We start from the raw sequence: 26,476 nt of genomic DNA, 5'->3' as shown, positions 1-26,476 counted from the left end.
AATCCTTTAATTGCTTGAAATAGCTTGAGATAACAAAAAGCTAAATTGATATTACTTGATTAAACTACCATGTGAATATCTTTTTAAGCCAACCTGCAGGTTTATTTTCGCAGTTCTGTTTAATCACACCTTTCGGATCCCACATTGGCAATTTGAATTTGTTATCACAATCAAGCTCTAGCGGCCCCATCTTTGTTTTGCTAAATCCAATCGTACTGATCTCTCTAGGCCACGGCAGTACTAATCTTTCAGGAATACGATGATGGAGGTATTCAGAATATACCCTTAACGCGCCGCTCGATCCTGTTAATTTGGTTGGTTTGTTGTCATCTCTACCTAACCAAATCGCCGTCACCTCTCGCCCATCAACACCTACAAACCAACTATCACGTGTATCGTTACTGGTTCCTGTTTTTCCAGCGAGTGCTGCCCAAGAATATTTTCCATGCAGAAAACGCCCTGTTCCCTCAACGACTGCAACCTTCATCGCATACGTTGTCAGCCAAGCCGCTTGCTGAGAAACACGCTGTTGAACACGGGGAATCGATTCATACAGCACGTTGCCATCCTGATCCAATACCGATCTAAGTGCAGATAGCTCTGCTTTTCTGCCAGAGTTAGTCAGCGTTTGATACATCTGCGCCACTTGGAATGGCGTTAAAGTAAATGAACCTAAGAACATAGAAGGTACTGGGCGAATTTCAGAGCGATCGACACCAAGCTTCTCTAAAGTCTTCATGACTTCGGGAATCCCTAACTGCATACCTAAATAGACAGTCGGCACATTCAATGATTTCGATAAAGCGTCGATTAACGGCACTTCACCACGAAATTCTCGATCGTAGTTTCTTGGAGACCAGACATCGCCTTTACTGCCTTTTAAGCTTATCGGCTTATCTTGTAATGTCGTTGCTAAGTTATACTTCTCGGGCTGCTCTAGTGCTGTTAAATAGATCGCAGGCTTAGCCAGTGACCCAATTTGACGACTGGCATTGAGAGCTCGATTAAAGCCATCATAACCCGTGCGCTTACCACCAACCATGGCACGTATTTCACCACTATGTCGGTCAACCGCAACCGCCGCGCCTTCTAATGAGTCTCCCGCCCTTTTAGCAAGGTCTGGGACTTTCTTCGCAATGGCTCTTTCAAGCTCTTGCTGAGAAACTGGATCAAGCGAAGTAAACACACGTAGCCCAATTTCTGACTGGAACGCACTGCCCACTTTTTCTCTAAGCTCGATATTCACTTGTTGGAAATAGGCAGGCTGACGGCTAGCGATCCTCGGGTTATCTTGAATATCGAGTGGTCGACTTGCTGCTTGATCGTATTGATTAGCCGTTAAAATGTCTTGCTGCATCATCATTCTAAGCACTAAATCTCGGCGTGCTTTGGCACGTTCTGGCTGACGAATGGGGTTGTAGTATGACGGGCCTTTTACCATACCAACCAAAAGTGCTAGCTGATCGATTCTTAATTCATTAATCGGCTGACCAAAATAGAGTCGAGACGCTAAACCAAAACCGTGAATCGCCTCACCACCGCTTTGCCCTAGATACACTTCATTTAAATACGCTTCTAAGATACGATCTTTGCTGTAACGATGATCCAAAATGATCGCAATGTACGCTTCTCTAATCTTACGCCACAAGGTTCGATCGCTCGATAGGAACAGATTTTTTGCCAACTGCTGGGTTAACGTACTACCGCCTTGAACGGTACGCCCCGCTTTCATATTGACCACCATCGCACGGGCAATGGCTAACGGCGATACTCCATCATGCTGGTAAAAATGACGATCTTCGGTCACAAGCAGTGCATCAACCATCACTTCTGGAAACTCTTCACGTCGTAAGAACAGCCGCTGTTCATCGGTATTTTTTTCAAGCATTCCCAACATTTTTGGATCGATACGCAGATAACCTAAATTACCACTCTGCTCTAACGATTGAATTCGAGTCACGCCGTTAGAGTCGAAATGAATCATCACATGACGAGAAGGCTCTGGCCCGTCAGAGAACTCAAAAGGACGACGAATTACCTCCAACTTATTAGAAGAAGAAGAGTACTCCCCTGGGTAGCGTGGCTGGCGTACTTTACGATAGTTAAGTACATCTAATTCATTGCTTAGCTGCTTAAGTGTCGTGGACGAACCAGGGGTGATATTTAGAATTCGCGCATACACCACTGTCGGCAAGCTAAATAGTTGACCTTCAAATTTCTGTTTAACAACGCTATCAAGGTAAACGCCGACAAAAACCAATACCGCTAACCCAGCAAGACCGAGCTTCCAGCCAACGCTCCACAGCTTCTTAAGCCATGAACGCTGTGTAGAAGTGCTTTTCTTTCGTGCTGGTTTTCTTTTAGCCGCTTTACGAGGAGCTGGCTTTTTCTTAGTGCTCGCCTTTTTTGCAGGCGCTTTTTTATCGGTCATTTATTGAACTGCCGTTTAGTTTTACTGGTGGCGATATGATTTGCAGGATCATCTGGCCAAACATGTTTTGGGTATCGACCCTTCATCTCTTTTTGCACTTCTTTATAAGAGCCAGCCCAAAAAGAGGCGAGGTCTTGAGTCACTTGAAGAGGACGTTGAGCGGGAGAAAGTAGCTCTAAGACAATTTTCTTTTTTCCAAGCGCGATCAATGGTGACTCTTTCTCTCCAAATATTTCTTGCATACGTACCGACAGAATCGGTTCACTTCCTACTTCATAACGAATTCTTTTATTCGAGCCCGTAGGTAGCTTATGAGAAACCGGCAAATACTGATCGATCTCTTGGTTAAGAGGCCAACCCAAGTGCGCTTGCAGCACTTGCACCAAATCTATACTTTTCAGGCCTTTAACTGAGGTTATTCCTGACATATAAGGCGCTAACCAGCTGTCGAGATCATCAAGCAAACTCTCATCATCCATTTTGGGCCACCCCTTTTCAGGAAGCCAATTAGCACCACAACGAATACGAGTTAATAATTCATCTGCCGACTTAGTCCAATTTAATACTGATAATCCCTTTTGTTTTACATAATTAAGTAAAGCATTGGTCATTTTTTGTTTATCAAGCGTGGTTAACTCTTTGCGACTGACAATTAAATCACCCAGTTTTAGCTGCTTTTCTGCTATCAACCGCCCTTTACTGTCATTCCACTCGACAATCTCTTGATGAACAAAAAGAGAAGAAAAACTCTGCTGTAGCAAATCAATATCAAGCTCAACGGCTAAAAATATTCGAGTGGCACTTTGTGTTGAATGGTGTTGGCTTCGCATCAAATCGATAGCGACGATATAGTCACAATCGGACAAGCTATGAGACTGGTCGATTTCAGCGCCATGCCCATTGGAAAGAATAAACTTTCCACTTCTCGCTGAACGCGATTGAGCAATTCTATCTGGGAATGCCAAGCTCAGTACCACCGCAACATAACGCTCTTCAACCAGATGAATAGCGAACCTCTGTTTACATTTACTCGCGAGTTGCTCGGCACGTTTTAATATTGCACGCGATTTCTGATGCGATCCTTGCTTGAGGCGATAAAGGCTATCTTGGAGATCAAGCGTATTTCGCTCGGGCTCCTCAATCAGCGCAGCCACCACTACTGCGGTTTGAAAAAATGCGTCATCGTATTGGAGCGATTTAGCGAGCATGCTGGCGATACGCGGCTCTAAGCCAAACTGATGTGCTTTTTTTCCTAACCCAGTAAGTTGATACTGTTCGTTCATTAGGCCTAGCGACCTCAATAATTGCCTCGCTTGATCCATGGACACTTGTGGCGGCGTATCAAGCCATTTCAATTCATTTATCTCTGCCGTCCCCCATTGGGCAAGCTCCATCGCTAAAGAGCAGAGATCAGACGTTAGAATTTCAGCGCTTGGCACAATAGGCTGCTGTTTTAACTGCCCTTCGCTATAGAGTCTTACACAAATCCCAGGCTCTAATCGCCCAGCACGACCTGCTCTTTGTTCCGCTGATGATTGAGCAATTCGGACTTGATCAAGTTTTGTTATGCCCGTTTTAAGATCGAATTTGGCCACTCTCTCAAGACCGCAATCAAGCACTAAACGAATGCCTTCAATAGTTAAAGATGTCTCTGCAATATTAGTGGCTAACACGACTTTACGTTGCCCACCTTTTATTGGTGCAATCGCATTTTGCTGCTGCGCAAACGTAAGTTGACCATAAAGCGGAAAAACCGCTACTTTTTCATCAGGTTCACCTAGGCCAAGATCGTTTAGCTTATCGGCTACCTGTTTGATTGCCCCAACTCCGGGAAGAAAAACCAGCAGTGATCCCTCTTCACTCGCCATTAAAGACTGTATCTGCTTAACGACACTTGGAATAAGGTAATCATTGGGCTTTAAATCGTTGTAGCGATATTCAACCGGAAAGCTTCTCCCTTGTGATTCCACATATTTAGCTTGTGGCAACAGTGTTGTTAGAGCATTTTGATCCAGTGTCGCAGACATGACGACAATATGAAGATCATCACGCAAGGCATCTTGAACTTCCAAGCTCAACGCTAATGAAGTATCGGCGTGAATACTGCGTTCGTGAAACTCATCAAAAATCAGCAGATCAATACCGGTTAACTCGGGATCTGACTGTAGCATCCGCGTCATGATCCCTTCAGTGACGATCTCAAGTTGTGTATTGCTGCCGACACGTGTTTCCCCGCGAACTCGGTAGCCAACTCTATCACCCACTTTTTCTCCAAGCTGCTGCGCGAGGTAACCTGCGATATTTCTCGCTGCCAGACGCCTTGGCTCAAGCATGATTATTTTACCTGAAAATAGGCCGGCTTTAATGAGTTGCAGCGGGAAGAAAGTCGATTTACCAGCGCCAGGGGCTGCTTTTAAGATCAGCTGATTATGTGTTTTAACACCAGAGAGTAGCTCGGGGATCACACTTTCTATAGGTAGTTGAATCGGTGAAGACAACGGGGACGCCTTATGATGTAATGAGAGCACCATTGTACATAAAAACAGTAAAAATGCATTTTAATCCCCCTCTTGAATCCGCCACATTACTTAAGCGTTACAAACGCTTCCTTGCAGATATCCAGCTGCCCGATCAATCGCAACGTACTATTCATTGCGCCAACACCGGGGCAATGACAGGCTGCGCTGATGAAGGAAATACCGTTTGGTATTCAACCTCTGATAATCTCAAGCGAAAATACCCAAATAGTTGGGAATTGGCTCAAACCAAACAGGGTCACTGGATCTGTGTAAATACGGTTAAAGCGAACCACTTGGCTGTAGAAGCGATTGAAAATGGCATCATCAAAGAGCTTGCTGGCTACAACGAATTGAAAACTGAAGTGAAGTACGGCAGTGAAAATAGTCGCATTGATATCTTGCTCAATTCAGAAACTAAGCCAAAATGCTATATAGAGGTTAAAAGCGTCACCCTACTAGATAATGATAATAGTGGGCAGGGCTACTTTCCTGATGCAGTGACTACTCGTGGTCAAAAGCATTTGAGAGAGCTCACGGAAATGGCGAAAAGTGGAAGCAGAGCTGTACTTTTATTCACTGTTTTACATTCAGGGATTGAAAAAGTGTCCGCAGCCCTCCATATAGACGCCAACTATTCATATTTACTAAACGAAGCAATAGAGCAAGGCGTAGAAGTCCTGTGCTACAAAGCACAGATTTCTGAATCGGAAATCAAACTCATTTCTGCTGTTGATTTTATCAATAACCAGCAAAAAATGATGTCACCTTCACAATGACAAAAAGTTTGCTATCCAAGATTTGCGTCGCCCGATTCTTTTTGCTATAGATAGCCGCCTTAAAATAGACTGCTCAAGCAGTTGACTAGGTGTTAGTAGGAGATGCTGCATGCCAGAATCAAAGAAAAAAGCGATTGGCATCCTAGCCATTGCAGGTGTTGAGCCTTACCAAGCGAAGACAGGTGAAGAGTACATGTCACCTGAGCAGGTAGCTCATTTTACAAAAATTTTAGACGCTTGGCGCAACCAGCTGAGAGTAGAAGTTGATCGTACTGTTCACCACATGCAGGACGAAGCAGCGAACTTCCCAGATCCGGTTGACCGTGCTTCTCAAGAAGAAGAGTTTAGCTTAGAGCTTCGTAATCGTGACCGTGAGCGTCGCTTGATTAAAAAGATCGAAAAAACGCTAAACAAAATCGAAGAAGATGAGTACGGCTTCTGCGAATCTTGCGGTATTGAAATTGGTATCCGCCGCTTAGAAGCTCGCCCTACAGCTGACCTTTGTATCGACTGTAAGACGCTTTCTGAGATTAAAGAAAAACAGATGCAAGGTTAATCCTAGTTTCTGTTACCAATAGTTTTAGATAAATAAATTGGGAGCTTATGCTCCCTTTTTGCAGTTTTATACCAATGTTATTAATTAGATAGTCATTAAATTGCGTAGAAAAAATCATGTAGAACAAGGTAAAGATTGCAGCTAGCTAGTTATCCTAACTACTAAATCTTTAACGCAGTTATCCCTGATTTGAGCCAGCAAGAATGATTAGATAATTGATATTATTGGTGTCATATCAGGCAAATATCATGAATTATGTTGGTCGTTTTGCGCCTTCTCCATCAGGCCCTTTACACTTTGGTTCATTAGTGGCAGCCCTAGGCAGTTACTTTCAAGCAAAATCTCAGCATGGTAAATGGTTAGTCAGAATAGAAGACCTCGATCCACCAAGAGAGATGCCCGGTGCATCTGATCTAATTTTAGCGACATTAGAGGCGTACCACCTGCATTGGGATGGTGAAGTGGTTTATCAAAGCCAGCGCCATCAACTATACCAAGACCAGATAGAACAATGGTTACTCTCAAAAGAGGCTTATTATTGTCAATGTACGCGAAAGCAGATTAAACAGTCGGGTGGCTTTTATCTTGGGACGTGCCGAGGTGCAACGATATCATCGAATGAGCCTTGCTCAGTACGTTTTAAAGTGCCCCAAGCTATTGCTCACTTCATTGACCAAAAACACGGTCGCATCGCCATTCCACAAGCATTGGCAGATGAAGATTTTATTATCAAACGTCGTGATGGATTGTACGCATACAATCTTGCGGTAGTATTGGATGATATTGATCAAGAAGTAACAGAGGTTGTCCGTGGCGCCGATCTAATTGAACCCACAGGTCGACAGATTAATCTCTACCATGCGATGAAAAAACCTGAAGTCAGCTATGTTCACTTACCACTGGCTCTTGATGACAATGGCAACAAGCTATCAAAACAAAACCATGCACCAGCGCTTAATAATGAAGAGCCTATAAAGACTTTATTAGCAGCAATGACCTTTCTCGGTTTTGATATTGATACGCATATTGCCTGTGCAAAATTAGACGAAATCATTACATGGGGATGTCAAAATTGGTCTTTGCAGCAACTGCCAAATACGTTGGCAAGCACAGCAAGATTCTCAAATGGCGCTCCTTAGGCTATTATTAGCCCCAAATTAGGCCTTACTAGGCAAATAATCACTTAATAAAGCAACCTTGGTTCAAGCCAATATTGCCAGAAGCTCATGAATAATAACGAATATACACCAAGCCAATTTCCAGAACTTGCATTGAATGTCATCGCTCGCGATGAGCACAACATTTCACGCAAGCAAATCAGTGACAATGCTCTAAAGGTGCTATACCGACTCAATGGCGCTGGTTTTGAAGCTTACCTCGTTGGAGGTGGCGTCCGTGACCTGCTCCTTGATCTTGCACCAAAAGATTTCGATATCGCAACCAACGCGACACCCGAGCAAATTAAGCACTTATTTAGAAACTGCCGCCTAATCGGCCGCCGTTTCCGCTTAGCTCATATTATGTTTGGTCGAGATATTATCGAAGTGGCGACCTTCCGTGGTCACCATCAAGAACCAAGCAAAAACGTATCAGCACAATCTGATGAAGGCATGCTACTCCGTGATAACGTCTATGGCAGCATTGATGAAGATGCTGAACGCCGTGATTTTTCGATTAACGCCATGTATTACAGCATTGGTGACTACAGCATTCACGACTATGCCGGTGGTGTGGAAGATCTCGAAGACAAATTAATCAGACTGATTGGCGATCCAGAAGTTCGCTACCGTGAAGACCCTGTACGGATGCTGCGTGCAATTCGTTTCGCTGCAAAGCTCGATTTTGATATCGAAGAAGACACGGCTGCACCAATAGAAGAGCTTGCACCACTGCTACAAGGCATTCCTTCTGCTCGCTTGTATGAAGAGTCGCTAAAACTGCTGCAATCAGGTTATGGGCTAGAAACCTATCACCTAATGCGTGAATACAATCTATTCCAGCAGATGTTCCCAGCCATTGCCGAACACTTTACTGAAGATTACTCATCACCAACTGAGCAAATGCTTGATCTTGTGTTTGATTCAACAGATCTTCGTATTGAAGATGAAAAACGAATTAACCCAGCATTCATGTTTGCTGCAATGCTTTGGTATCCGTTAAACACGCTTGCAGACCAACTGATGAGTGAAGGCAAGCTAGGCCACTATGATGCCATTATGGAAGCAAGTAACATCATCTTAGATAAGCAAGTGAAAACCATTGCTATTCCTAGACGTCACACCGCAACCATTCGCGAAATCTGGCAGCTGCAGTTGCGTTTACCACGCCGTAATGGCAAACGTGCCTTTAGATTGATGGAGCTAAACAAGTTCCGTGCAGGTTATGACTTCCTTGAGATGCGTGGCGAAGTTGAAGGCGGTGACACTAAGAAGCTGGCTGAGTGGTGGAATACATTCCAAAACTCAGGACGTAATCAACGTCAAACCATGGCAGCAGATCTTGAAGATAGCGGCCCTAAAAAGCCTTTCCGTCGCCGTAGAAATAACCGCAGCAAAAAGAGTAAGCCAGAATAATGGCGATTGTGTATATTGCGATCGGCAGTAATCTTGCCGATCCAGTCGGACAAGCAAATGGGGCCATTGAAGCATTAAAGCATTTGCCGAAATCTACACTACTCAGCGCATCACAGCTTTATAGTAGTAGCCCAATGGGGCCTCAGGACCAACCTGACTACATTAACGCTGTGGTGGCGATTGAAACCCAATTAACGCCACTTGAGTTACTCGATTGCACTCAAACAATCGAGTTAGAACAAGGGCGAGTCCGTAAAGATGAGCGTTGGGGTCCACGAACCCTAGATTTAGACATCATTCTTTACGGCAATGACGTAATCGATTCCGAGCGTCTTATTGTTCCACACTATGGAATGAAAGAGCGTGAGTTTGTACTCTACCCGCTTGCTGAAATCGCACCAAATTTAACACTCCCGGATGGGACTGAGCTGCAACATCTGCTTTCTAAAGTCGATCGAAACGGCCTCAGCACTTGGCAATCATAGCCAACGCCTTGTAAGGATAAATCATGAAAAAAATTACAATCAACGACCTAATCAAGTGCAAACAAGAAGGTCGTAAATTCGCGACATCTACTGCATACGATGCGAGTTTTGCCCAACTTTTTGAAAGCCAAGAGATGCCAGTACTGCTAGTTGGTGACTCTTTAGGTATGGTTTTACAAGGAAAAAACGATACGCTTCCAGTAACCGTTGACGATATTGCCTATCATACTCGCTGTGTACGTGCTGGTAGCCCTAACTGTCTGCTAATGGCTGATATGCCATTCATGAGTTACGCGACTCCAGATCAAGCCTGTGAGAGTGCAGCGAAGCTTATGCAAGCTGGCGCGAACATGGTTAAGATTGAAGGCGGTGATTGGTTAGTAGAGACAGTGAAAATGTTGACTGAGCGTGCTGTCCCTGTTTGTGCTCACCTAGGCTTAACCCCTCAATCAGTAAACATTTTTGGCGGTTATAAAGTTCAAGGTCGCGATCAAGAAAATGCTGATCGCATGGTAAAAGATGCACTTGCATTGCAAGAAGCAGGCGCTCAAATCGTCTTGCTTGAGTGTGTTCCTGCCTCACTTGCTAAGCGCATCACTGAAGTTGTAGATGTTCCAGTAATTGGTATTGGTGCTGGCAACGTAACTGACGGTCAAATTCTGGTCATGCACGACATGTTCGGTATTTCAGCCAATTACATGCCGAGGTTCTCGAAAAACTTCCTTGCTGAAACTGGTGACATGCGTTCAGCTGTGGCTAAATATATTAGCGAAGTGGAAAGCGGTGCTTTCCCTGATGACGCTCATACCATCGCCTAGGGAGTTCGATTATGCATATTTTAGCTGAGATAGCGTTAGTTCGAGAGCAAATCAAGCAATACAAGCGTGACGGACGTACTGTTGCCTTTGTTCCTACAATGGGTAACTTACATGAAGGCCATATCGCTTTAGTTAAAAAAGCCCGTGAACATGCCGATATTGTTGTTGTCAGTATCTTCGTTAATCCTATGCAATTTGAACGTGCCGACGATTTAACGAACTACCCTAGAACGCTAGAAGATGACATTGCTAAACTGACGGCAGAAGGTGTTGAATTAGTGTTCACGCCGACACCTGAAGTGATGTACCCGCAGGGTTTAGATAAGCAGAGCTTTGTTGAAGTACCCGTACTTTCCACCATGTTAGAAGGTGCTTCCCGCCCAGGTCACTTCCGTGGTGTCGCAACGATTGTTACTAAGCTATTTAATATTGTTCAGCCTGACTTTGCATGCTTTGGTGAAAAAGACTTCCAGCAACTCGCTGTTATTCGTCAAATGACAACAGATCTTGCGATGGACATCGAAATCATCGGGCTGCCAACTGTACGTGAAATGGATGGTGTGGCGATGAGTTCTCGTAACGGTTTATTGACCATTGATGAGCGCCAACGAGCACCTGTTGTTGCTCGTACTATGCGTTGGGTAAGCAGTGCGATTCGAGGTGGACGTAGTGACTACGACTCCCTAATTGAAGATGCAAGCGACCAACTTCGCGCAGCGGGTTTACAGCCTGATGAGATCTTTATCCGTGACGCTCGAAACCTTCAAGCAGTGAGCGATCAGAGTACCCAAGCAGTTATCTTAATGTCAGCCTTCTTAGGGCAAGCTCGATTGATCGATAACCAAGTGGTTGAGCTAGTAACTGAGACTAAAGAAGAAGTTAACACTGAAGCTCAAGCAACTGAATCGGAATAACCCCGCTAAAACACGTTCAAATACCCAATAAAAAGGTCGACTCGATGTCGACCTTTTCTCATTTCATAATAGCTAAAAAACTTAGCTTCTTAGACCTATGCCTCGTGTAACCAAATAATGAGCAACGGCATAAAGTGCTACAACAAACACAATAAGAACGGAGAATGAGGTCACGATATCAACATCGGATACTCCTAAAAACCCGTATCTAAATGCGTTAACCATATAAACAATTGGATTTATTTTAGAAACCGTTTGCCAGAATTCAGGCAATAAACTGATCGAGTAAAATACCCCGCCTAAGTAGGTCAATGGCGTTAAGATAAACGTTGGAATAATCGAGATATCATCAAACGTCTTTGCAAATACTGCATTGATCAATCCGCCCAACGAAAACACCACCGAAGTTAAGAAGACGGTCAGCGCAATAATACCCCAGTGCTCAACTTGAAGGTCAACAAAGAACAGCGAAACAAACGTCACGATAATACCGACAAGCAGACCACGCGTTACACCACCCATGACAAATCCGGCAATAATGACGTAGTTGGGCACCGGAGCGACGAGTAATTCCTCAATATTCTTTTGGAACTTAGCACTGAAGAATGACGAAGCCACATTAGAATAAGAGTTAGTAATAACCGACATCATAATCAGGCCTGGAACGATATATTCCATATAACTAAAGCCGTTCATTTCACCAATGCGTGCACCAATAAGGTTACCGAAAATAATGAAATACAGGGTCATGGTGATAGCAGGTGGAACCAGAGTTTGAACCCAGATACGGGTGAAACGGTTCACTTCTTTGGTGACTAAGCTGCAAAACGCCGTCCAATATATTTGATACATAGTTATTGCTCCTCAGCCTGATCTCTTACGATACTAACAAATAGTTCTTCTAAACGGTTTGCCTTATTACGCATCGAAAGTACTTTAATGCCCTGCTCTGTTAGTTGGGTAAATACATGATTTAACCCCAGAGTTTTCTCTATTTCTATCTCTAGCGAGCCATTAATCAGTTGTTGAGAATTAACACCATCAAGTTCAGCAAGAGATTCAACCCCTTCTAGGTCAAGAATAAAGGTCTCAACGTGCAGCTGATTCAATAGTGCTTTCATACTGGTATTTTCAATAAGCTCACCACGGTTAATGATGCCAATGTTGCGACATAGCATTTCCGCTTCTTCCAGATAGTGAGTCGTCAAAATAATAGTGATGCCCTGCTCTTTGTTGATCTGTTTTAAAAAATCCCACATTGAGCGTCTTAGTTCTATATCAACCCCTGCCGTTGGCTCATCTAAGATCAATAACTGAGGCTCATGCATAAGTGCACGAGCAATCATCAATCGGCGTTTCATACCACCTGATAAGTTTCGTGCGCGCTCACTGCGTTTTTCCCACAAATCGAGCTGAGAGAGATACTTTTTAGCTCGCTCTTTCGCCAGCGCTTTTGACACACCGTAGTAGCCTGCTTGTTGCAGAACGATTTGTTCAACCGTTTCAAATTGATTGAAATTAAACTCTTGCGGCACTAACCCAAGGTTTTGTTTTGCCAGCTCTAGATCGCTATCGATATCAAAGCCGAATACTTTCACTTTCCCAGAGGTTTTATTTACCAGCGACGAAACCACACCAATCGTGGTCGATTTACCTGCCCCATTAGGCCCAAGTAAGGCATAAAAATCGCCTTTCTCGACGTTCAAACTGATGCCTTTTAGGGCTTCAAAGCCACCAGCATAAGTTTTTCGCAGCTGCTCTATTTCTAATGCGTACATAATATGACATTACTCTTTTTCTATTTATGGCTAACAGATGACGTCAGCTAGGCTATTTTTCAACCCAACATCTGAATTAAGCTGATATAGGGATGAATAAATCATGATACGGAATGTCGAGGTTCAGAGTTACATTCTAGAGTACATACAAAAAAGGCGCAGCAAATTGAGTGCTACGCCTTCGTTATAAATTACTCAATGTAATCAGTTCTAAATAGTATTGGTTTGATGTTCATCGCTCTCGACATATTTCAGAGCAGCTCTTAGAGCCTCATAACGAAATGCGTAAGTATTACCTTGCGAGACTAAATCCAACACGTGGAATTTTTCTAACTGGGAGCGCGTCTGCTCGTTAGGGCATAGAAGTAACACCTCACATTGGGCATCTTTTGCATCTTTTATTGCGTTTTCAAGCGCTAGGCCGACTGTCACATCAATCATCGGCACATCGGTAAGGTCTAATATCATAACTTCATAATCAGAAATACTATTATGTTGACGAGAGATCGCTTTAGAGACACTAAAGATCATCGGCCCTGAAAGATAGAAGAATAGAACCTTACCATTCGCTCGGTCTAATAAACCTCGTTCGCTATCTGTCAGTGGGACATCATCTTCATCAGCATCACTGATCGCCTTCACTTGTCTTGCTTGTTCACGGCTCAGTCGTTCAATGATAATGATGTTGGAAATAAAGACGCCTAAGCCCACGGCAACAATTAGATCAACAAATACAGTCAGTAGCATTACGCCATACATGATGCTCATGCCAGCAAAACTCACCTTGTGAGCACGCTGAATAAAACTCCAGTCTAAGATATTAAACCCAACATACACTGCAATACCGGCAAGTACCGCCATAGGGATAGGTTCGGTTAGACCACCCGCGACAAGAACTACTAACATTAAGACTAAAGCGCGAATCATGCCGGATACGGGCGATCTTGCGCCAACTTGAATGTTGGTCACCGTACCCATCGTCGCACCAGCCCCTGGCAGTGCGCCAAAGAGACCTGAAATCATGTTCGCTAACCCTTGCCCTCTTAACTCTTTGTCTGAGTCATGATCTTTACGTGTTAATGAGTCACCGATTACCGCTGTTAATAGGGTGTCAATGCAACCTAATGTACCAAGCACGAGCGCATCAATAACCATTTCAACAAACATCTCAGCGTTAATGTGCGGAATGACTAAAGTAGGTAACCCTGCAGGAATAACACCAATGCGGCGAATGTCGTCCATGTTGAATAAAATAACGGAAAGAAGGGTTACTGCAACTAAGGCAACTAGCTGAGCCGGAACATACTTTCGATACTTTTTAGGAAAGAAAAATAGTATTGCAAGAGTCGAAGCACCTAGAAACAGCTCGCTAAATTTCAGATTAGACACCGTATCAGGAAGTGCATTTAGAGTTCCTATCACACCACCAGAAGGAGCGGCATGCCCTAATAAAGGCGACAACTGCAAAATAATTAATATGACGCCAATGCCAGACATAAAGCCTGAGATAACACTGTACGGCATTAGCGTAATGTATTTGCCGAGCTTTAGAGTACCGAGCAGTATCTGAAATGCGCCCGCCATCATGACAACCGTGAATGTCATTGCCATGCCAGTTTCTGGGTACTTAGCCATCATACTGGTCAAGACCGCCGTCATGATCACAGTCATTGGCCCGGTTGGTTCAGAAATCAAACTGGTTGAGCCGCCAAATAACGCGGCAAAAAAACCAACGAAAATTGCGCCCCATAATCCAGCTTCTGCCCCTGCTCCTGAAGCAACACCAAATGCCAATGCGAGCGGTAGTGAAATAATGGCAGTGGTTACGCCACCAAATATGTCGCCTTTTAAGCGAACGTCTTCAAAACGATTCCCAAACAAACTCAGCTCCCTGCTGATAAAAAAACAAATCACATCACTGTAGCAAATGTAACAGTCACTTTTCACCCTAATTAAGGTAAATGTTAGTTAACAAATAGTAGAGCTGTATTTTAAGTGTGTGATTTGCAGAGCAACAGCTCGTCAGATGAGTTGTCGTCACTCTATTTTTAACAAGATTGAATTTGTTACTTTGTGTATAGTGTGGCGAGTTAAAAAAGGAATTAAGATGCCAGAAATTAAGCAGCTATTTGAAAATAACTCTAAGTGGTCTGATTCAATCACCTCTGATCGTCCTGAGTATTTCGCCACATTAGAAGAAGGGCAAAACCCTGGTTTCTTATGGATTGGTTGTTCAGATAGCCGAGTCCCGGCTGAACGATTAACCGGTCTATATTCCGGAGAGCTGTTTGTTCACCGTAATGTTGCCAATCAAGTTATCCATACCGACTTAAACTGTCTTTCAGTTGTTCAGTACGCCGTTGATGTACTGAAAGTGAATCACATCATCGTTTGTGGCCACTATGGCTGTGGTGGCGTCAATGCAGCAATTGATAATACCCAACTTGGTCTTATCAATAACTGGCTGCTGCACATTCGTGATTTATACCTTAAGCACCGTAATTGGCTTGGTGACATGCCGCGCGAAGTTTGGGGTGATAAATTATGTGAAATTAACGTTGCAGAACAAGTGTATAACTTGGGTAATTCAACTGTATTGCAAGGCGCTTGGGAACGTGGTCAAGATGTTCAGATTCACGGTGTCGTCTATGGTATTGGAGACGGCAAACTTCTCGATCTAGGCGTAAGGTGCTCAAGCAGAGAAACACTCGAAGTATCTTACCAAGCGGCAATGGCTAAAATACTCAGTAACGAGAATAAAACAACTTCATAAAAAAACGCTCACTTTTAGTGAGCGTTTTTGTTTCAATCTATAAGCTATCGTCTCTAGCTTTGACCTATCTGGCGATTATTCCTGTGGAACAACTTTTCCGATATATGGTAAGTGACGGTATTTTTGTGCGTAATCAATACCAACACCAACAACAAATTCGTCAGGGATAGCAAAACCAATCCATTTAGCATCAACTTCAACTTCACGCTTTACTGGTTTGTCTAGCAGAGTACAAACTTGAATCGACTTAGGCTCGCGCAGTGTCAGAATTTCAATCACTTTACTCAGCGTGTTGCCAGTATCAATAATATCTTCAACCAACAGTACATCTTTACCTTTGATGTCATCATCTAAGTCTTTAAGAATACGTACATCACGGCTACTTTCCATTGTGTTGCCGTAGCTAGAAGCCGTCATAAAATCAACTTGATGAGTAATGTCTATCGCTCGCGCTAAATCAGCCATAAAGACAAATGAACCGCGTAACAAACCAACCATAACCAAATCTTCACTACCTTGGTAATGCTGTGTAATTTGCTCACCTAGCTCTTTTACTCGCTTCTGAACTTCTTGCTCAGAAATCATAGGTTCTATCGTATGTTTCATACCATTCTCAATTAAGCGGTTATTGCAGTTTCTGACGTTCTTTGAACTCAGTTCACTGCTCGATTTTGCGGCTATAGTAACACTCCTCCCTTCATGAGTTAAATTTTTCACTCTTTGTCATTATTTCTCATTTATTAGAGCCTTTATAAAATTAAGCACATTGAATCTAAACACTATTCGCATTATTGACTATTATATAACCATAAGGCATTGACCAAAATCATATGCACCATTACACTCATTGTGCTAGATCAAATAACAAAAAACACATTAGAGCAAAGACTCTAAGGTTAAACGTCACAAATAATACGTCAATTGGCAAGGAAAACTCTATATGGACTCTATAGCAAAAAGACCACGTACGCGCCTATCTCCACAAAAACGTAAATTGCAACTAATGGAAATTGCATTAGAAGTATTTGCTAAACGAGGAATAGGACGTGGCGGACACGCTGACATTGCAGAAATTGCCCAAGTGTCTGTTGCAACAGTATTTAACTACTTCCCAACTCGAGAAGATCTCGTCGATGATGTACTCAATTACGTAGTGCGTCAGTTTTCAAACTTTTTAGCTGACAACATCGATTTAGACATACACGCAAAACAAAACTTACGAAACGTCACCAGCGAAATGGTCAGTCTTGTAATTCAAGATTGTAATTGGTTGAAAGTTTGGTTTGAGTGGAGTGCATCAACTCGCGATGAAGTTTGGCCGCTGTTTGTCTCTTCAAATCGCACTAACCAAATGTTAGTGAAGAACATGTTTATCAACGCAATTAACCGTGAAGAAGTATGCAGTGATCATGACCCTGACCACTTAACAAACCTATTCCACGGTATTTGCTACTCTTTATTTGTTCAATCAAACCGTCTGCAAAATGAAGTCGCAATGGAAAGCTTAACCAATAGCTACCTTGATATGCTGTGTATTTACAAAGGCGAATAATACTAAGTATAAACATTAAGCTTCTTGCACAAAAAAACCGCTGAATTCAGCGGTTTTTTATTAATTCAAAAAAGTATTTAAAAAAGAATTACTTCTTCTTTTTCACTGCTTTCTTGTTTGGAAGGTCAGTAATTGAACCTTCGAATACTTCCGCAGCTAGACCAACAGACTCATGTAGAGTCGGGTGAGCGTGGATAGTCAGAGCGATATCTTCTGCATCACAACCCATTTCGATTGCAAGGCCGATCTCACCCAGTAGCTCACCACCGTTAGTACCAACAACAGCACCACCGATGACACGATGAGTATCTTTATCGAAGATCATCTTAGTCATACCGTCAGCACAGTCAGATGCGATTGCACGACCTGAAGCAGCCCAAGGGAATGTTGAAACTTCGTAGTTCAGACCTTCAGCCTTAGCTTCTTTCTCAGTCTTACCTACCCACGCGACTTCTGGCTCAGTGTACGCGATTGATGGGATTACTTTAGGGTCGAAGTAGTGCTTCTTACCTGAAATAACTTCAGCCGCAACGTGGCCTTCATGCACACCTTTGTGAGCAAGCATAGGCTGACCAACAACATCGCCGATAGCGTGAATATGTGAAACGTTCGTACGCAACTGCTTATCAACGTTAATGAAGCCACGCTCATCAACTTCAATACCCGCTTTTTCAGCGTCGATTAATGCACCATTTGGAACACGACCGATAGCAACAAGAACAGCATCGTAGCGCTCAGCTTCTGCTGGTGCTTTCTTGCCTTCCATTGAAACGTAGATACCATCTTCTTTCGCTTCAACTGCCGTTACTTTCGTTTCAAGCATTAGCTTGAACTTATTCTTAATGCGTTTAGTGAAGACTTTAACGATGTCTTTATCCGCTGCAGGGATAACTTGATCGAACATCTCAACAACTTCAACTTTAGAACCTAGAGAGTGGTAAACCGTACCCATCTCAAGACCGATGATACCACCACCCATGATAAGCAGTTTCTCTGGTACTTCGTTCAGCTCTAGAGCATCCGTAGAATCCCAAATACGTGGATCTTCATGCGGAATAAATGGAAGTTTAATTGGACGAGAACCCGCTGCAATGATCGCGTTGTCGAAGTTAACTGTTGTTGCTTCGCCTTCGCCTTCAACAAGAATGCTGTTAGGACCCGTGAACTTACCAAAACCGTTAACAACTGTAACGTTACGCATCTTAGCCATTCCGCCAAGACCGCCAGTTAGTTGATCGACAACTTTCTCTTTCCAGATACGGATCTTGCTGATGTCAGTCTGTGGCTCGCCGAAAACAACGCCGTGCTCAGCCATCGCTTTTGCTTCTTCAATAACTTTTGAAACGTGAAGAAGAGCTTTTGATGGGATACAACCAACGTTCAAACATACACCACCAAGAGTGCTGTAACGTTCAACTAAAACTGTCTCTAGACCTAAGTCTGCACAGCGGAATGCAGCTGAGTAACCAGCAGGACCTGAACCAAGTACAACAACTTGGGCTTTGATTTCTTTGCTCATTGTGACCTCTTGTAGTCATTATCCCTAACAGGCTAAGTAGGTATTCCAAATATATGGACTTTCAAACGTGAAACATTTTACAGAGATGTTAACAGTGTGAAAGAAGCATTCAGTTAGCCTGTGAGCTAGACAACAATTCACCATCAGTTTCTTAGAATTGAATGAAATTGTTATCTAATAATATGCGTTACATAAAACAATTAAGGTGACCCGAAAGTCACCTTAGATTTGCAAACTTTACAGAACCAAACGGCGGATATCTGATAGCGCGCTATTTAAGAATGTAATAAAGCGAGCACCTTCAGCACCATCAATCACACGGTGATCGTATGAAAGAGAAAGTGGAAGCTGTAAGCGTGGTTGGAATTCTTTACCGTTCCATACCGGCTTCATTTCAGACTTAGACACACCTAGGATACCAACTTCTGGTGCATTTACGATAGGTGTAAATGCAGTACCACCAATGCCACCAAGGCTAGAGATAGTGAAACAGCCGCCTTGCATGTCTGCAGCGGTTAGTTTGCCAGAACGTGCTTTCTTAGAAACAGCCATTAGCTCTTCAGAAAGCTCGTAGATACCTTTCTTGTTCACGTCTTTAAATACTGGAACAACTAGGCCGTTTGGCGTATCAACAGCAATACCAACGTTTACGTACTTCTTAAGAATTACGCTTTCGCCGTCATCTGACAGTGAAGAGTTGAAAGAAGGGAATGCTTCTAGTGCTTTTGCTACTGCTTTCATAATGAACACAAGTGGTGTGATCTTCATGCCAGTGTCTTTCTTAGCTTCGATTGCGTTCTGTGCTTTACGGAATGCTTCAAGCTCAGTGATGTCTGCGTTATCCCACTGAGTAACATGAGGGATCATTACCCAGTTACGGTGTAGGTTTGCACCAGAGATTTTCTTGATGCGAGACAGTTTTTGAACTTCAGTTTCACCAAACTTGCTGAAATCAATTTTCGGCCAAGGAAGAAGACCAAGTGCAGAACCGTCGCCGCCTTTACCTGATGCTGCAGCACCAGACTCAAGACGTTTAAGCGCATCTTTAACGTAAGACTGTACGTCTTCTTTTAGGATGCGGCTCTTACGGCCAGTACCTTTAACCTTAGAAAGGTTAACGCCAAATTCGCGAGCAAGACGACGAACCACTGGAGATGCGTGCGCGTAGTCACCGTTCTCTTGGAAGTCGTTCGCTGCAGAAGCCTCAGCTTTAGCTGCTGGAGCAGATACAGCTGCCGGAGCCGCCGCAGGTGCTGCTTGTGCAACTGGAGCTGCTACTGGTGCCGCGCCTTCAACAACGAAAGTCATGATTAGTGAGCCAGTTGACACTTTATCGCCAGCTGCAATCTTGATTTCTTTAACTGTACCAGAGAAAGGAGCCGGTACTTCCATTGACGCTTTGTCGCCTTCAACAGTAATTAGAGATTGCTCTTCTTCTACTGTATCGCCAACCGCTACCATGATTTCAGTAACTTCTACTTCGTCACCACCGATATCAGGAACGTTCACTTCTTTCTCAGCAGATACTGCTGGAGCCGCTGCAACAGGTGCTGCCGCTTGAGCCACTACCGGTGCTACTGAAGCACCAGAGCCTGCAACTTCAAAGATCATCACTAGAGAGCCAGTTGATACTGTATCGCCCGCTGCAATTTTGATCTCTTTAAGAGTACCCGCGAATGGTGCAGGAACTTCCATAGAAGCTTTGTCACCTTCAACAGTCAGAAGAGATTGCTCTTCTTCAATTGCATCGCCGACTGCAACCATGATTTCAGTAACTTCTACTTCGTCACCGCCAATGTCAGGAACATGAACTTCTTTAAGTTCAGAAACTGAAGCTGCCGCAGGAGCAGCTACTGGAGCCGCTTCAACTACAGGAGCTGGTGCAGCTGCTGCACCCTCCGCTTCGAAGATCATGATTAAAGAACCAGTCGTCACTGAATCGCCTTCAGAGATCTTGATTTCTTTAACGATACCCGCTTGAGACGCAGGTACTTCCATTGAAGCTTTGTCGCCTTCAACAGTGATCAGTGACTGCTCTTCTTCAACCTTGTCGCCAACGTTTACCAGAATTTCAGTGACTTCAACTTCATCAGCACCAATGTCAGGAACATTAATTTCGATTGTCATTGTGTTTTCCTACCTTAATGCAAGTCTTATGCGTATTGCGGGTTAGTTTTTTCAGTGTCGATATCGAACTTAGCAATTGCTTCTGTAACAACTGATTTTTCAATATCACCACGTTTAGCCAGTTCAGTTAGCGCAGCAACAACAACGTAGCCAGCGTTCACTTCGAAGTGACGACGTAGGTTTTCACGGCTGTCAGAACGACCGAAACCATCAGTACCAAGTACTTTGTATGACTCAGCAGGAACGAATGCACGTACTTGCTCAGCATAGTTCTTCATGTAATCCGTCACTGCGATTGCAGGTTCGTTACCAAGAACTGTTGTGATGTACGGTACTTTTGCTTCTGCCTCTGGGTGAAGCATGTTGTCACGCTCTACCGCTTGGCCATCACGAGTTAGCTCGTTGAATGACGTTACAGAGAATACGTCAGACGCAACACCGTAGTCTTCGCTAAGGATCTGAGCCGCTTTACGTGCTTCATTCATGATAGTACCAGAGCTCATTAACTGAACTTTGCCCTTAGTACCAGCATGAGATTCAAGCTTGTAGATACCCTTACGAATGCCTTCTTCAGCGCCTTCAGGCATTGCTGGCATTGCGTAGTTCTCGTTCATTACTGTTAGGTAGTAGTAAACGTTCTCTTGGTTCTCACCGTACATGCGACGAATACCGTCTTGCATGATAACCGCTAGCTCGTAAGCAAACGTAGGGTCGTAAGAGATACAGTTAGGGATCGTGTTCGCTTGAATGTGCGAGTGACCATCTTCGTGCTGTAGACCTTCACCATTCAGTGTTGTACGACCGGCAGTAGCACCTAGTAGGAAGCCACGCGCTTGTTGGTCACCTGCTAACCATGCCATGTCACCAATACGTTGGAAACCGAACATTGAGTAGTAGATGTAGAATGGGATCATTGGTAGATCGTTGGTGCTGTATGACGTTGCAGCAGCAACCCAAGAAGCCATTGAACCTAGCTCATTGATACCTTCTTGAAGAACCTGACCAGATGTCGCTTCTTTGTAGTAAGAAACAATGCCTTTATCTTCTGGTGTGTACTCTTGACCGTGTGGGTTATAGATACCAACCTGACGGAATAGACCTTCCATACCGAATGTACGCGCTTCATCACAGATAATAGGAACGATATTTTTACCGATGCCTTTATCTTTAAGAAGGATGTTTAGTACACGTACGTAAGCCATCGTCGTAGAGATTTCACGCTTTTGAGCACCAAGTAGAGGAGCAAATGCATCTAGTTCAGGAACTTTAAATTCTTGAGTGAACTTAGGCAGACGAGCAGGTGTGTAACCGTGAAGTGCCTTACGACGAGCATGCATGTATTCGTATTCTGCCGTACCTTCTTCTAGTTTCAGGTAAGGAAGATCTGATAGCTTCTCATCTGAAAGAAGGTCTTCTAGGCCTAAGCGATCGCGTAGATGTTGGATATGCGTCATATCCATTTTCTTAACACCGTGTGCAATGTTCTTGCCTTCAGCAGCGTCACCCATGCCGTAACCTTTAACAGTCTTAGCTAGGATTACTGTTGGCTTACCGCCTGTTTCTTTCGCATTGTTGAATGCTGCGAACAGTTTAGATGAGTCATGACCACCACGCTTAAGAGCGAAGATTTCGTCATCAGTCATATCTGCAACTAGTGCTGCAGTTTCAGGGTATTTACCAAAGAAGTGCTCACGTACGTACGCGCCATCTTTAGATTTGAATGTTTGGTAGTCACCATCGATAGTTTCGTTCATTAGCTGAAGAAGCTTACCAGTCGTGTCTTTTGCCAGTAGTGAATCCCAGTTGCTACCCCAGATAACTTTAACAACGTTCCAACCAGCGCCTTTAAATAGGCCTTCTAGTTCTTGGATAATGCTGCCGTTACCCATTACAGGGCCATCTAGGCGCTGTAGGTTACAGTTGATTAGGAAACATAGGTTGTCTAGCTTCTCACGCGCAGCAAAAGAGATAGCACCACGTGATTCTGGCTCATCCATCTCACCGTCACCTAGGAACGCGTATACGCGTTGCGCTGACGTTTCTTTCAGGCCACGGCCATCAAGGTACTTTAAGAAGCGCGCTTGATAGATAGCAGAGATCGGACCAAGACCCATAGATACTGTAGGGAACTGCCAGAATTCAGGCATCAGTTTAGGGTGAGGGTAAGAAGGAATACCTTTACCATCGACTTCTTGACGGAAGTTATCTAGCTGCTCTTCAGTTAAGCGGCCTTCAACGAACGCACGAGAGTAGATACCTGGAGAGATATGACCTTGGTAATACACCAAATCGCCACCGTCCGTCTCATTTGGAGCACGGAAGAAGTGGTTGAAACATACTTCGTAAAATGCAGCTGCAGACTGGTAAGAAGCCATGTGACCACCAAGGTCTAGGTCTTTCTTAGAAGCGCGCAACACAATCATGATTGAGTTCCAGCGAATAATCGAACGAATACGACGTTCAAGAGTTACATCACCTGGGTAAGCCGGCTCTTGCGCTGCAGGAATAGTGTTGATGTAGTTTGTATTAACGCCGGTTGGCATATCTACACCGTCTAAACGTGCTTTATCTAAAACTTGCTCTAGCAAATACTGAGCACGTTCTACACCTTCTTCACGAACAACTGATTCAAGGGCCTTTAGCCAATCTTGAGTTTCTACTGCGTCTACGTCATGCTTCATGTCAGACATGGCGATCTATCCTTCTATTGGTTGGATTTTAGATAAACTGTCAAAGAGCCGTACTATGACGACTCTTTGCCTTGCTGAATTCTGCGTAAAGAGCGCTCTCTTCGAGACTCCTCACGAGTCAGATCCAACAATGTTTCTTCGATATAAGCTAAATGTGAATGTGACATTTCTCGCGCCTTTTCAGGCTGACCAGAAACAATCGCATCCACTATATTTGCTCTGTGTTTACTTACTTTTTCAACCACTTCATCGCGGCGATGTAACAACTCTAAATTCTGTAAAACGTTTTGCTCTAGCAGCGGGGCAAGACTGCGAACAATATGCAAAAGCACCACATTGTGTGCTGCTTCAGTCAATGCCACTAAGAATTTCATAACGGCACTGGCTTCTGCTTCAATATCTTGTTTTTTCTGCTCTTCGCTAATTGCCGTTAAACAATCTTGAATGCGAGCGAAATCTTCATCGGTACCACGAAGAGCCGCAAAATAAGCTGAAATACCTTCCATCGCATGACGCGACTCAAGTAAATCTAATTGTGTTTCCGAGTGGCTAGATAATAAATCTAGCAGAGGATCAGAAAAGCTCTTCCAAATACTTTCACTAACAAATGTTCCACCGCCTTGGCGACGAGTCAAAAGTTGCTTTGCTTCAAGGCGCTGAATCGCTTCCCTCACTGAGGGACGTGACACATCAAATTGCTTAGCTAATTCGCGCTCTGGAGGTAACTGCTGCCCAGGGATTAAAGACCCTTCAGCAATCAAGCGCTCTAATTCTTGCTCAATAACATCAGAAAGTTTTGGCTGTCGAATTCTTTGATAAGCCATATTGATTGCTATTCCCAGCTACAAGTAAATTGGTATTACCAATTATTTATTGGCAGGAAAATTAACATATCCAAAATGGCATTGTCCAGTAAAATGTTGATTCAAATCAAGGAAGGAGGGGTGCGATAACAAAAACTTAACTTATTTTATTTATTAATAAATATTTAATAAACAAGATTGGTCAGACCAATCACAGCAAGGCTACAATTAATTTAAGGCAGAAATTAATTTAACTCATTGATTTAAGAAGAGTGAATAAAGTTAGAGGATGTTCTTCGTCGTTACGAGGAATAATATAAAGTAGCCAGAGTGTAATCATTTGTAACTCTGGCCTACCTAAAAGGGTTAATTTGTATCAAGGTGCTCAATCATAAGTTGAAGCGATTGATTTCCTCTAAACTCATTGATATCAAGCTTGAATGCGATGCGAGCCGTCTTCGTGGAAGCATCTGGCCATCGTCTTAAATCAACGTTAAACGCGATACCATCGATCATGACATTGGTCGGGTGACCTTTATGCAGAGGCTCAAGCATTAACTTTAAATGCTTTTCTCCAACCAGTTTTTGATGCAGAATTTTAAATTCACCATCAAAAATAGGCTCTGGAAAGGCTTGCCCCCAAGGTCCACCAGAACGCAATAGCTCTGCCGTGTGCATTGAAAACTGTTCAGGAAGAAGCTCTCCATCAGACAAGACCACACCTTTGAGTGCGTTATCATCCAGCTCTTGCCTTACAATTTGATCAAACAGACGAGAGAACATCTCAAAGTCCGACTCTTTAATGCTTAGCCCTGCCGCCATCGCATGGCCACCAAACTTAGCAATAAGGCCAGGGTTTTGAGTATCAATGCGATCGAGTGCATCTCTCATATGTAGCCCAGGAATTGAGCGACAAGAGCCTTTGATCATCCCTTCTCCACCGTCTGCGAATGCAATGACAGGGCGATGAAATTTCTCTTTAATTCGTGAAGCCAGAATGCCAATAACACCTTGGTGCCAATCTCGTTGGAACAGGACCAGCCCATGGGGTAGCTCACTATTGTCACCAAATTGAAGGCGCTCACAAAAAGCCATGGCTTCTTGCTTCATCCCCTCTTCGATCTCTTTACGTGTTTGATTAAGCCCATCAAGCTCGCTCGCCATTCGACGCGCCGCATGAATGTTATTACTCATCAATAGCTCTACACCAAAAGACATGTCATCTAAACGGCCTGCGGCATTAATCCGTGGACCAAGAGCAAAGCCAAAATCGGTTGCGACCAAACGATGGGCATCTTTCTTTGCCACTTCGATTAAGGCTTGAATACCCGGTCTCGCTTTTCCTGCTCTTATACGTTGTAAACCTTGGTGCACCAAAATTCGGTTGTTCTCATCTAACGCAACTACATCGGCAACCGTGCCAAGGGCTACTAAATCGATAAGCTCCATCAATTTTGGTTCAGTCATATTGTTTGAGCTAAACCAAGCGACTTTTCGCATGTGTACGCACAGCGCCATCATCAGATAGAAAGCAACGCCTACCCCGGCTAGCGACTTAGATGGGAAATTACAGGATTCCAAGTTCGGATTGACCATCGCATCCGCTATCGGTAATTCGTGTCCCGGTAAGTGATGGTCGGTAACGATAACGGTTAGCCCTTTTTCCTTGGCATAACGCACTCCATCAATCGACGAGACACCGTTATCTACAGTCATGATAACCTGAGCACCAATCGCAATGGCTTGGTCGACAACTTCTGGGCTCAGCCCATACCCATCTTCAAAACGGTTTGGTACTAAGTAATCAACATTACTGCTGCCTAGCATGCGAAGGGCAAGTACAGATAATGCTGAACTGGTTGCTCCGTCAGCGTCAAAGTCGCCGACCACAATGATCCGTTGATTTTTAGAAACTGCCTCAAACAACAATTCAACCGCAAGCTGAATACCATCCAGTTTCTGATAGGAGTGCAAGGCTTTAGCGGCTTTATCTAACTGCTGTGAAGAGCGAATACCTCTACTAATGTAGATTCGCTTTAATAACGGTTCAATTGGATCTGAGAGAAGTGAAAGGTCGACGTCAGGTCGACGGAGGATTTCTATCATAAATAAACGTTTAGCAGGTGATCACTCACCTGCTCCTTGTTCTAATATTGTCTTAA

20 protein-coding genes are annotated in these 26,476 nt (G+C 43.7%); 9 read left to right on the top strand and 11 right to left on the bottom strand.

What is annotated here, in order from left to right; all coding sequences use genetic code 11:
* Positions 1-64 precede the first annotated feature (64 nt).
* Both mrcB and hrpB read right to left on the bottom strand, forming a co-directional pair.
* Positions 65-2,431 carry a penicillin-binding protein 1B gene (gene mrcB / locus L4C54_RS13555; RefSeq protein WP_428808617.1) on the bottom strand — a complete coding sequence of 789 codons (2,367 nt, stop codon included), beginning with the start codon at positions 2,429-2,431 and terminating at the stop codon, positions 65-67.
* Positions 2,428-4,962 (bottom strand): ATP-dependent helicase HrpB, encoded by a 2,535-nt coding sequence (gene hrpB, locus L4C54_RS13550; RefSeq protein WP_428808616.1) that lies wholly within the window; start codon positions 4,960-4,962, stop codon positions 2,428-2,430. Before hrpB ends, mrcB begins: the two co-directional genes overlap by 4 nt.
* A 20-nt stretch (positions 4,963-4,982) precedes the next feature.
* On the opposite strand from hrpB, the gene sfsA reads away from it, so the two are divergent.
* The 7 genes from sfsA (at position 4,983) to panC (ending at position 11,072) form a co-directional block, all read left to right on the top strand.
* Positions 4,983-5,726 (top strand): DNA/RNA nuclease SfsA, encoded by a 744-nt coding sequence (gene sfsA / locus L4C54_RS13545; protein ID WP_428808615.1) that lies wholly within the window; start codon positions 4,983-4,985, stop codon positions 5,724-5,726.
* A gap of 109 nt (positions 5,727-5,835) precedes the next feature.
* Positions 5,836-6,282: an RNA polymerase-binding protein DksA gene (gene dksA / locus L4C54_RS13540; RefSeq protein WP_428801153.1), complete on the top strand. Its 447-nt coding sequence runs from the start codon at positions 5,836-5,838 to the stop codon at positions 6,280-6,282.
* Positions 6,283-6,530: 248 nt separating this feature from the next.
* Positions 6,531-7,421 (top strand): tRNA glutamyl-Q(34) synthetase GluQRS, encoded by an 891-nt coding sequence (gluQRS, locus tag L4C54_RS13535; protein ID WP_428808614.1) that lies wholly within the window; start codon positions 6,531-6,533, stop codon positions 7,419-7,421.
* A gap of 87 nt (positions 7,422-7,508) precedes the next feature.
* On the top strand, positions 7,509-8,855 hold the full coding sequence (gene pcnB, locus L4C54_RS13530; protein WP_428808613.1) for a polynucleotide adenylyltransferase PcnB: 1,347 nt from the start codon (positions 7,509-7,511) through the stop codon (positions 8,853-8,855).
* Entirely contained in the window at positions 8,855-9,340 is a 486-nt protein-coding gene (gene folK, locus L4C54_RS13525) for a 2-amino-4-hydroxy-6-hydroxymethyldihydropteridine diphosphokinase (protein WP_428808612.1), read from the top strand. Before pcnB ends, folK begins: the two co-directional genes overlap by 1 nt.
* 23 nt (positions 9,341-9,363) lie before the next feature.
* On the top strand, positions 9,364-10,158 hold the full coding sequence (panB, locus tag L4C54_RS13520; RefSeq protein WP_428808611.1) for a 3-methyl-2-oxobutanoate hydroxymethyltransferase: 795 nt from the start codon (positions 9,364-9,366) through the stop codon (positions 10,156-10,158).
* An 11-nt stretch (positions 10,159-10,169) separates the two neighbouring features.
* The gene (gene panC / locus L4C54_RS13515) at positions 10,170-11,072 is read left to right on the top strand and encodes a pantoate--beta-alanine ligase (protein ID WP_428808610.1); all 903 of its coding nucleotides are present in this window, start codon (positions 10,170-10,172) and stop codon (positions 11,070-11,072) included.
* A gap of 81 nt (positions 11,073-11,153) precedes the next feature.
* Here the strand turns inward: panC and L4C54_RS13510 are convergent, their stop codons facing one another.
* From L4C54_RS13510 to L4C54_RS13500, 3 genes are all read right to left on the bottom strand, one after another.
* Positions 11,154-11,924 (bottom strand): ABC transporter permease, encoded by a 771-nt coding sequence (locus tag L4C54_RS13510; protein WP_428801159.1) that lies wholly within the window; start codon positions 11,922-11,924, stop codon positions 11,154-11,156.
* A gap of 2 nt (positions 11,925-11,926) precedes the next feature.
* Positions 11,927-12,850, bottom strand: coding sequence for an ABC transporter ATP-binding protein (locus L4C54_RS13505; protein WP_428808609.1), 924 nt, complete (start codon positions 12,848-12,850; stop codon positions 11,927-11,929).
* 210 nt (positions 12,851-13,060) lie between these two features.
* The gene (locus L4C54_RS13500; protein ID WP_428801161.1) at positions 13,061-14,731 is read right to left on the bottom strand and encodes a SulP family inorganic anion transporter; all 1,671 of its coding nucleotides are present in this window, start codon (positions 14,729-14,731) and stop codon (positions 13,061-13,063) included.
* Between the two features lie 226 nt (positions 14,732-14,957).
* Here L4C54_RS13500 and can point away from each other — a divergent pair, with 226 nt between their 5' ends.
* On the top strand, positions 14,958-15,623 hold the full coding sequence (can, locus tag L4C54_RS13495) for a carbonate dehydratase (protein WP_428808608.1): 666 nt from the start codon (positions 14,958-14,960) through the stop codon (positions 15,621-15,623).
* Between the two features lie 75 nt (positions 15,624-15,698).
* On the opposite strand, the gene hpt is transcribed toward can, so the two are convergent.
* Positions 15,699-16,280, bottom strand: a complete 582-nt coding sequence (gene hpt, locus L4C54_RS13490; protein WP_428808807.1) for a hypoxanthine phosphoribosyltransferase — start codon at positions 16,278-16,280, stop codon at positions 15,699-15,701.
* A 283-nt stretch (positions 16,281-16,563) separates the two neighbouring features.
* On the opposite strand from hpt, the gene L4C54_RS13485 reads away from it, so the two are divergent.
* Positions 16,564-17,175 carry a LuxR/HapR/OpaR family quorum-sensing transcriptional regulator gene (locus L4C54_RS13485; RefSeq protein ID WP_428808607.1) on the top strand — a complete coding sequence of 204 codons (612 nt, stop codon included), beginning with the start codon at positions 16,564-16,566 and terminating at the stop codon, positions 17,173-17,175.
* A gap of 88 nt (positions 17,176-17,263) precedes the next feature.
* Here the strand turns inward: L4C54_RS13485 and lpdA are convergent, their stop codons facing one another.
* The 5 genes from lpdA to recJ all read right to left on the bottom strand — a co-directional run bounded on the left by lpdA (position 17,264) and on the right by recJ (position 26,420).
* Positions 17,264-18,694, bottom strand: a complete 1,431-nt coding sequence (lpdA, locus tag L4C54_RS13480) for a dihydrolipoyl dehydrogenase (RefSeq protein ID WP_428801164.1) — start codon at positions 18,692-18,694, stop codon at positions 17,264-17,266.
* A gap of 237 nt (positions 18,695-18,931) precedes the next feature.
* On the bottom strand, positions 18,932-20,821 hold the full coding sequence (gene aceF / locus L4C54_RS13475) for a pyruvate dehydrogenase complex dihydrolipoyllysine-residue acetyltransferase (RefSeq protein WP_428808606.1): 1,890 nt from the start codon (positions 20,819-20,821) through the stop codon (positions 18,932-18,934).
* A gap of 26 nt (positions 20,822-20,847) precedes the next feature.
* A complete protein-coding gene (aceE, locus tag L4C54_RS13470) occupies positions 20,848-23,511 on the bottom strand; it encodes a pyruvate dehydrogenase (acetyl-transferring), homodimeric type (protein ID WP_428808605.1) in 2,664 nt (887 codons plus the stop codon).
* A 53-nt stretch (positions 23,512-23,564) separates the two neighbouring features.
* Positions 23,565-24,335: a pyruvate dehydrogenase complex transcriptional repressor PdhR gene (gene pdhR / locus L4C54_RS13465; protein ID WP_428808604.1), complete on the bottom strand. Its 771-nt coding sequence runs from the start codon at positions 24,333-24,335 to the stop codon at positions 23,565-23,567.
* A 345-nt stretch (positions 24,336-24,680) separates the two neighbouring features.
* Entirely contained in the window at positions 24,681-26,420 is a 1,740-nt protein-coding gene (gene recJ / locus L4C54_RS13460) for a single-stranded-DNA-specific exonuclease RecJ (RefSeq protein ID WP_428808603.1), read from the bottom strand.
* Positions 26,421-26,476 lie beyond the last annotated feature (56 nt).

The sequence above is a fragment of the Vibrio lamellibrachiae genome, from assembly GCF_050337265.1.
GTDB classification, from domain to species: Bacteria; Pseudomonadota; Gammaproteobacteria; order Enterobacterales; family Vibrionaceae; genus Vibrio; species Vibrio kyushuensis.
This window is presented reverse-complemented; position numbering and strand designations above follow the sequence as displayed.

Excerpts from the sequence above, each read along its gene's own strand:
- dksA (WP_428801153.1), top strand. The coding sequence starts at position 5,836 with ATGCCAGAATCAAAGAAAAAAGCGATTGGCATCCTAGCCATTGCAGGT.
- mrcB (WP_428808617.1), bottom strand. The coding sequence starts at position 2,431 with ATGACCGATAAAAAAGCGCCTGCAAAAAAGGCGAGCACTAAGAAAAAG.
- folK (WP_428808612.1), top strand. The coding sequence starts at position 8,855 with ATGGCGATTGTGTATATTGCGATCGGCAGTAATCTTGCCGATCCAGTC.
- aceF (WP_428808606.1), bottom strand. The coding sequence starts at position 20,821 with ATGACAATCGAAATTAATGTTCCTGACATTGGTGCTGATGAAGTTGAA.
- sfsA (WP_428808615.1), top strand. The coding sequence starts at position 4,983 with ATGCATTTTAATCCCCCTCTTGAATCCGCCACATTACTTAAGCGTTAC.
- L4C54_RS13505 (WP_428808609.1), bottom strand. The coding sequence starts at position 12,850 with ATGTACGCATTAGAAATAGAGCAGCTGCGAAAAACTTATGCTGGTGGC.
- L4C54_RS13510 (WP_428801159.1), bottom strand. The coding sequence starts at position 11,924 with ATGTATCAAATATATTGGACGGCGTTTTGCAGCTTAGTCACCAAAGAA.
- pcnB (WP_428808613.1), top strand. The coding sequence starts at position 7,509 with ATGAATAATAACGAATATACACCAAGCCAATTTCCAGAACTTGCATTG.
- panC (WP_428808610.1), top strand. The coding sequence starts at position 10,170 with ATGCATATTTTAGCTGAGATAGCGTTAGTTCGAGAGCAAATCAAGCAA.
- lpdA (WP_428801164.1), bottom strand. The coding sequence starts at position 18,694 with ATGAGCAAAGAAATCAAAGCCCAAGTTGTTGTACTTGGTTCAGGTCCT.
- pdhR (WP_428808604.1), bottom strand. The coding sequence starts at position 24,335 with ATGGCTTATCAAAGAATTCGACAGCCAAAACTTTCTGATGTTATTGAG.
- hrpB (WP_428808616.1), bottom strand. The coding sequence starts at position 4,962 with ATGGTGCTCTCATTACATCATAAGGCGTCCCCGTTGTCTTCACCGATT.
- recJ (WP_428808603.1), bottom strand. The coding sequence starts at position 26,420 with ATGATAGAAATCCTCCGTCGACCTGACGTCGACCTTTCACTTCTCTCA.
- aceE (WP_428808605.1), bottom strand. The coding sequence starts at position 23,511 with ATGTCTGACATGAAGCATGACGTAGACGCAGTAGAAACTCAAGATTGG.
- gluQRS (WP_428808614.1), top strand. The coding sequence starts at position 6,531 with ATGAATTATGTTGGTCGTTTTGCGCCTTCTCCATCAGGCCCTTTACAC.
- panB (WP_428808611.1), top strand. The coding sequence starts at position 9,364 with ATGAAAAAAATTACAATCAACGACCTAATCAAGTGCAAACAAGAAGGT.
- can (WP_428808608.1), top strand. The coding sequence starts at position 14,958 with ATGCCAGAAATTAAGCAGCTATTTGAAAATAACTCTAAGTGGTCTGAT.
- L4C54_RS13485 (WP_428808607.1), top strand. The coding sequence starts at position 16,564 with ATGGACTCTATAGCAAAAAGACCACGTACGCGCCTATCTCCACAAAAA.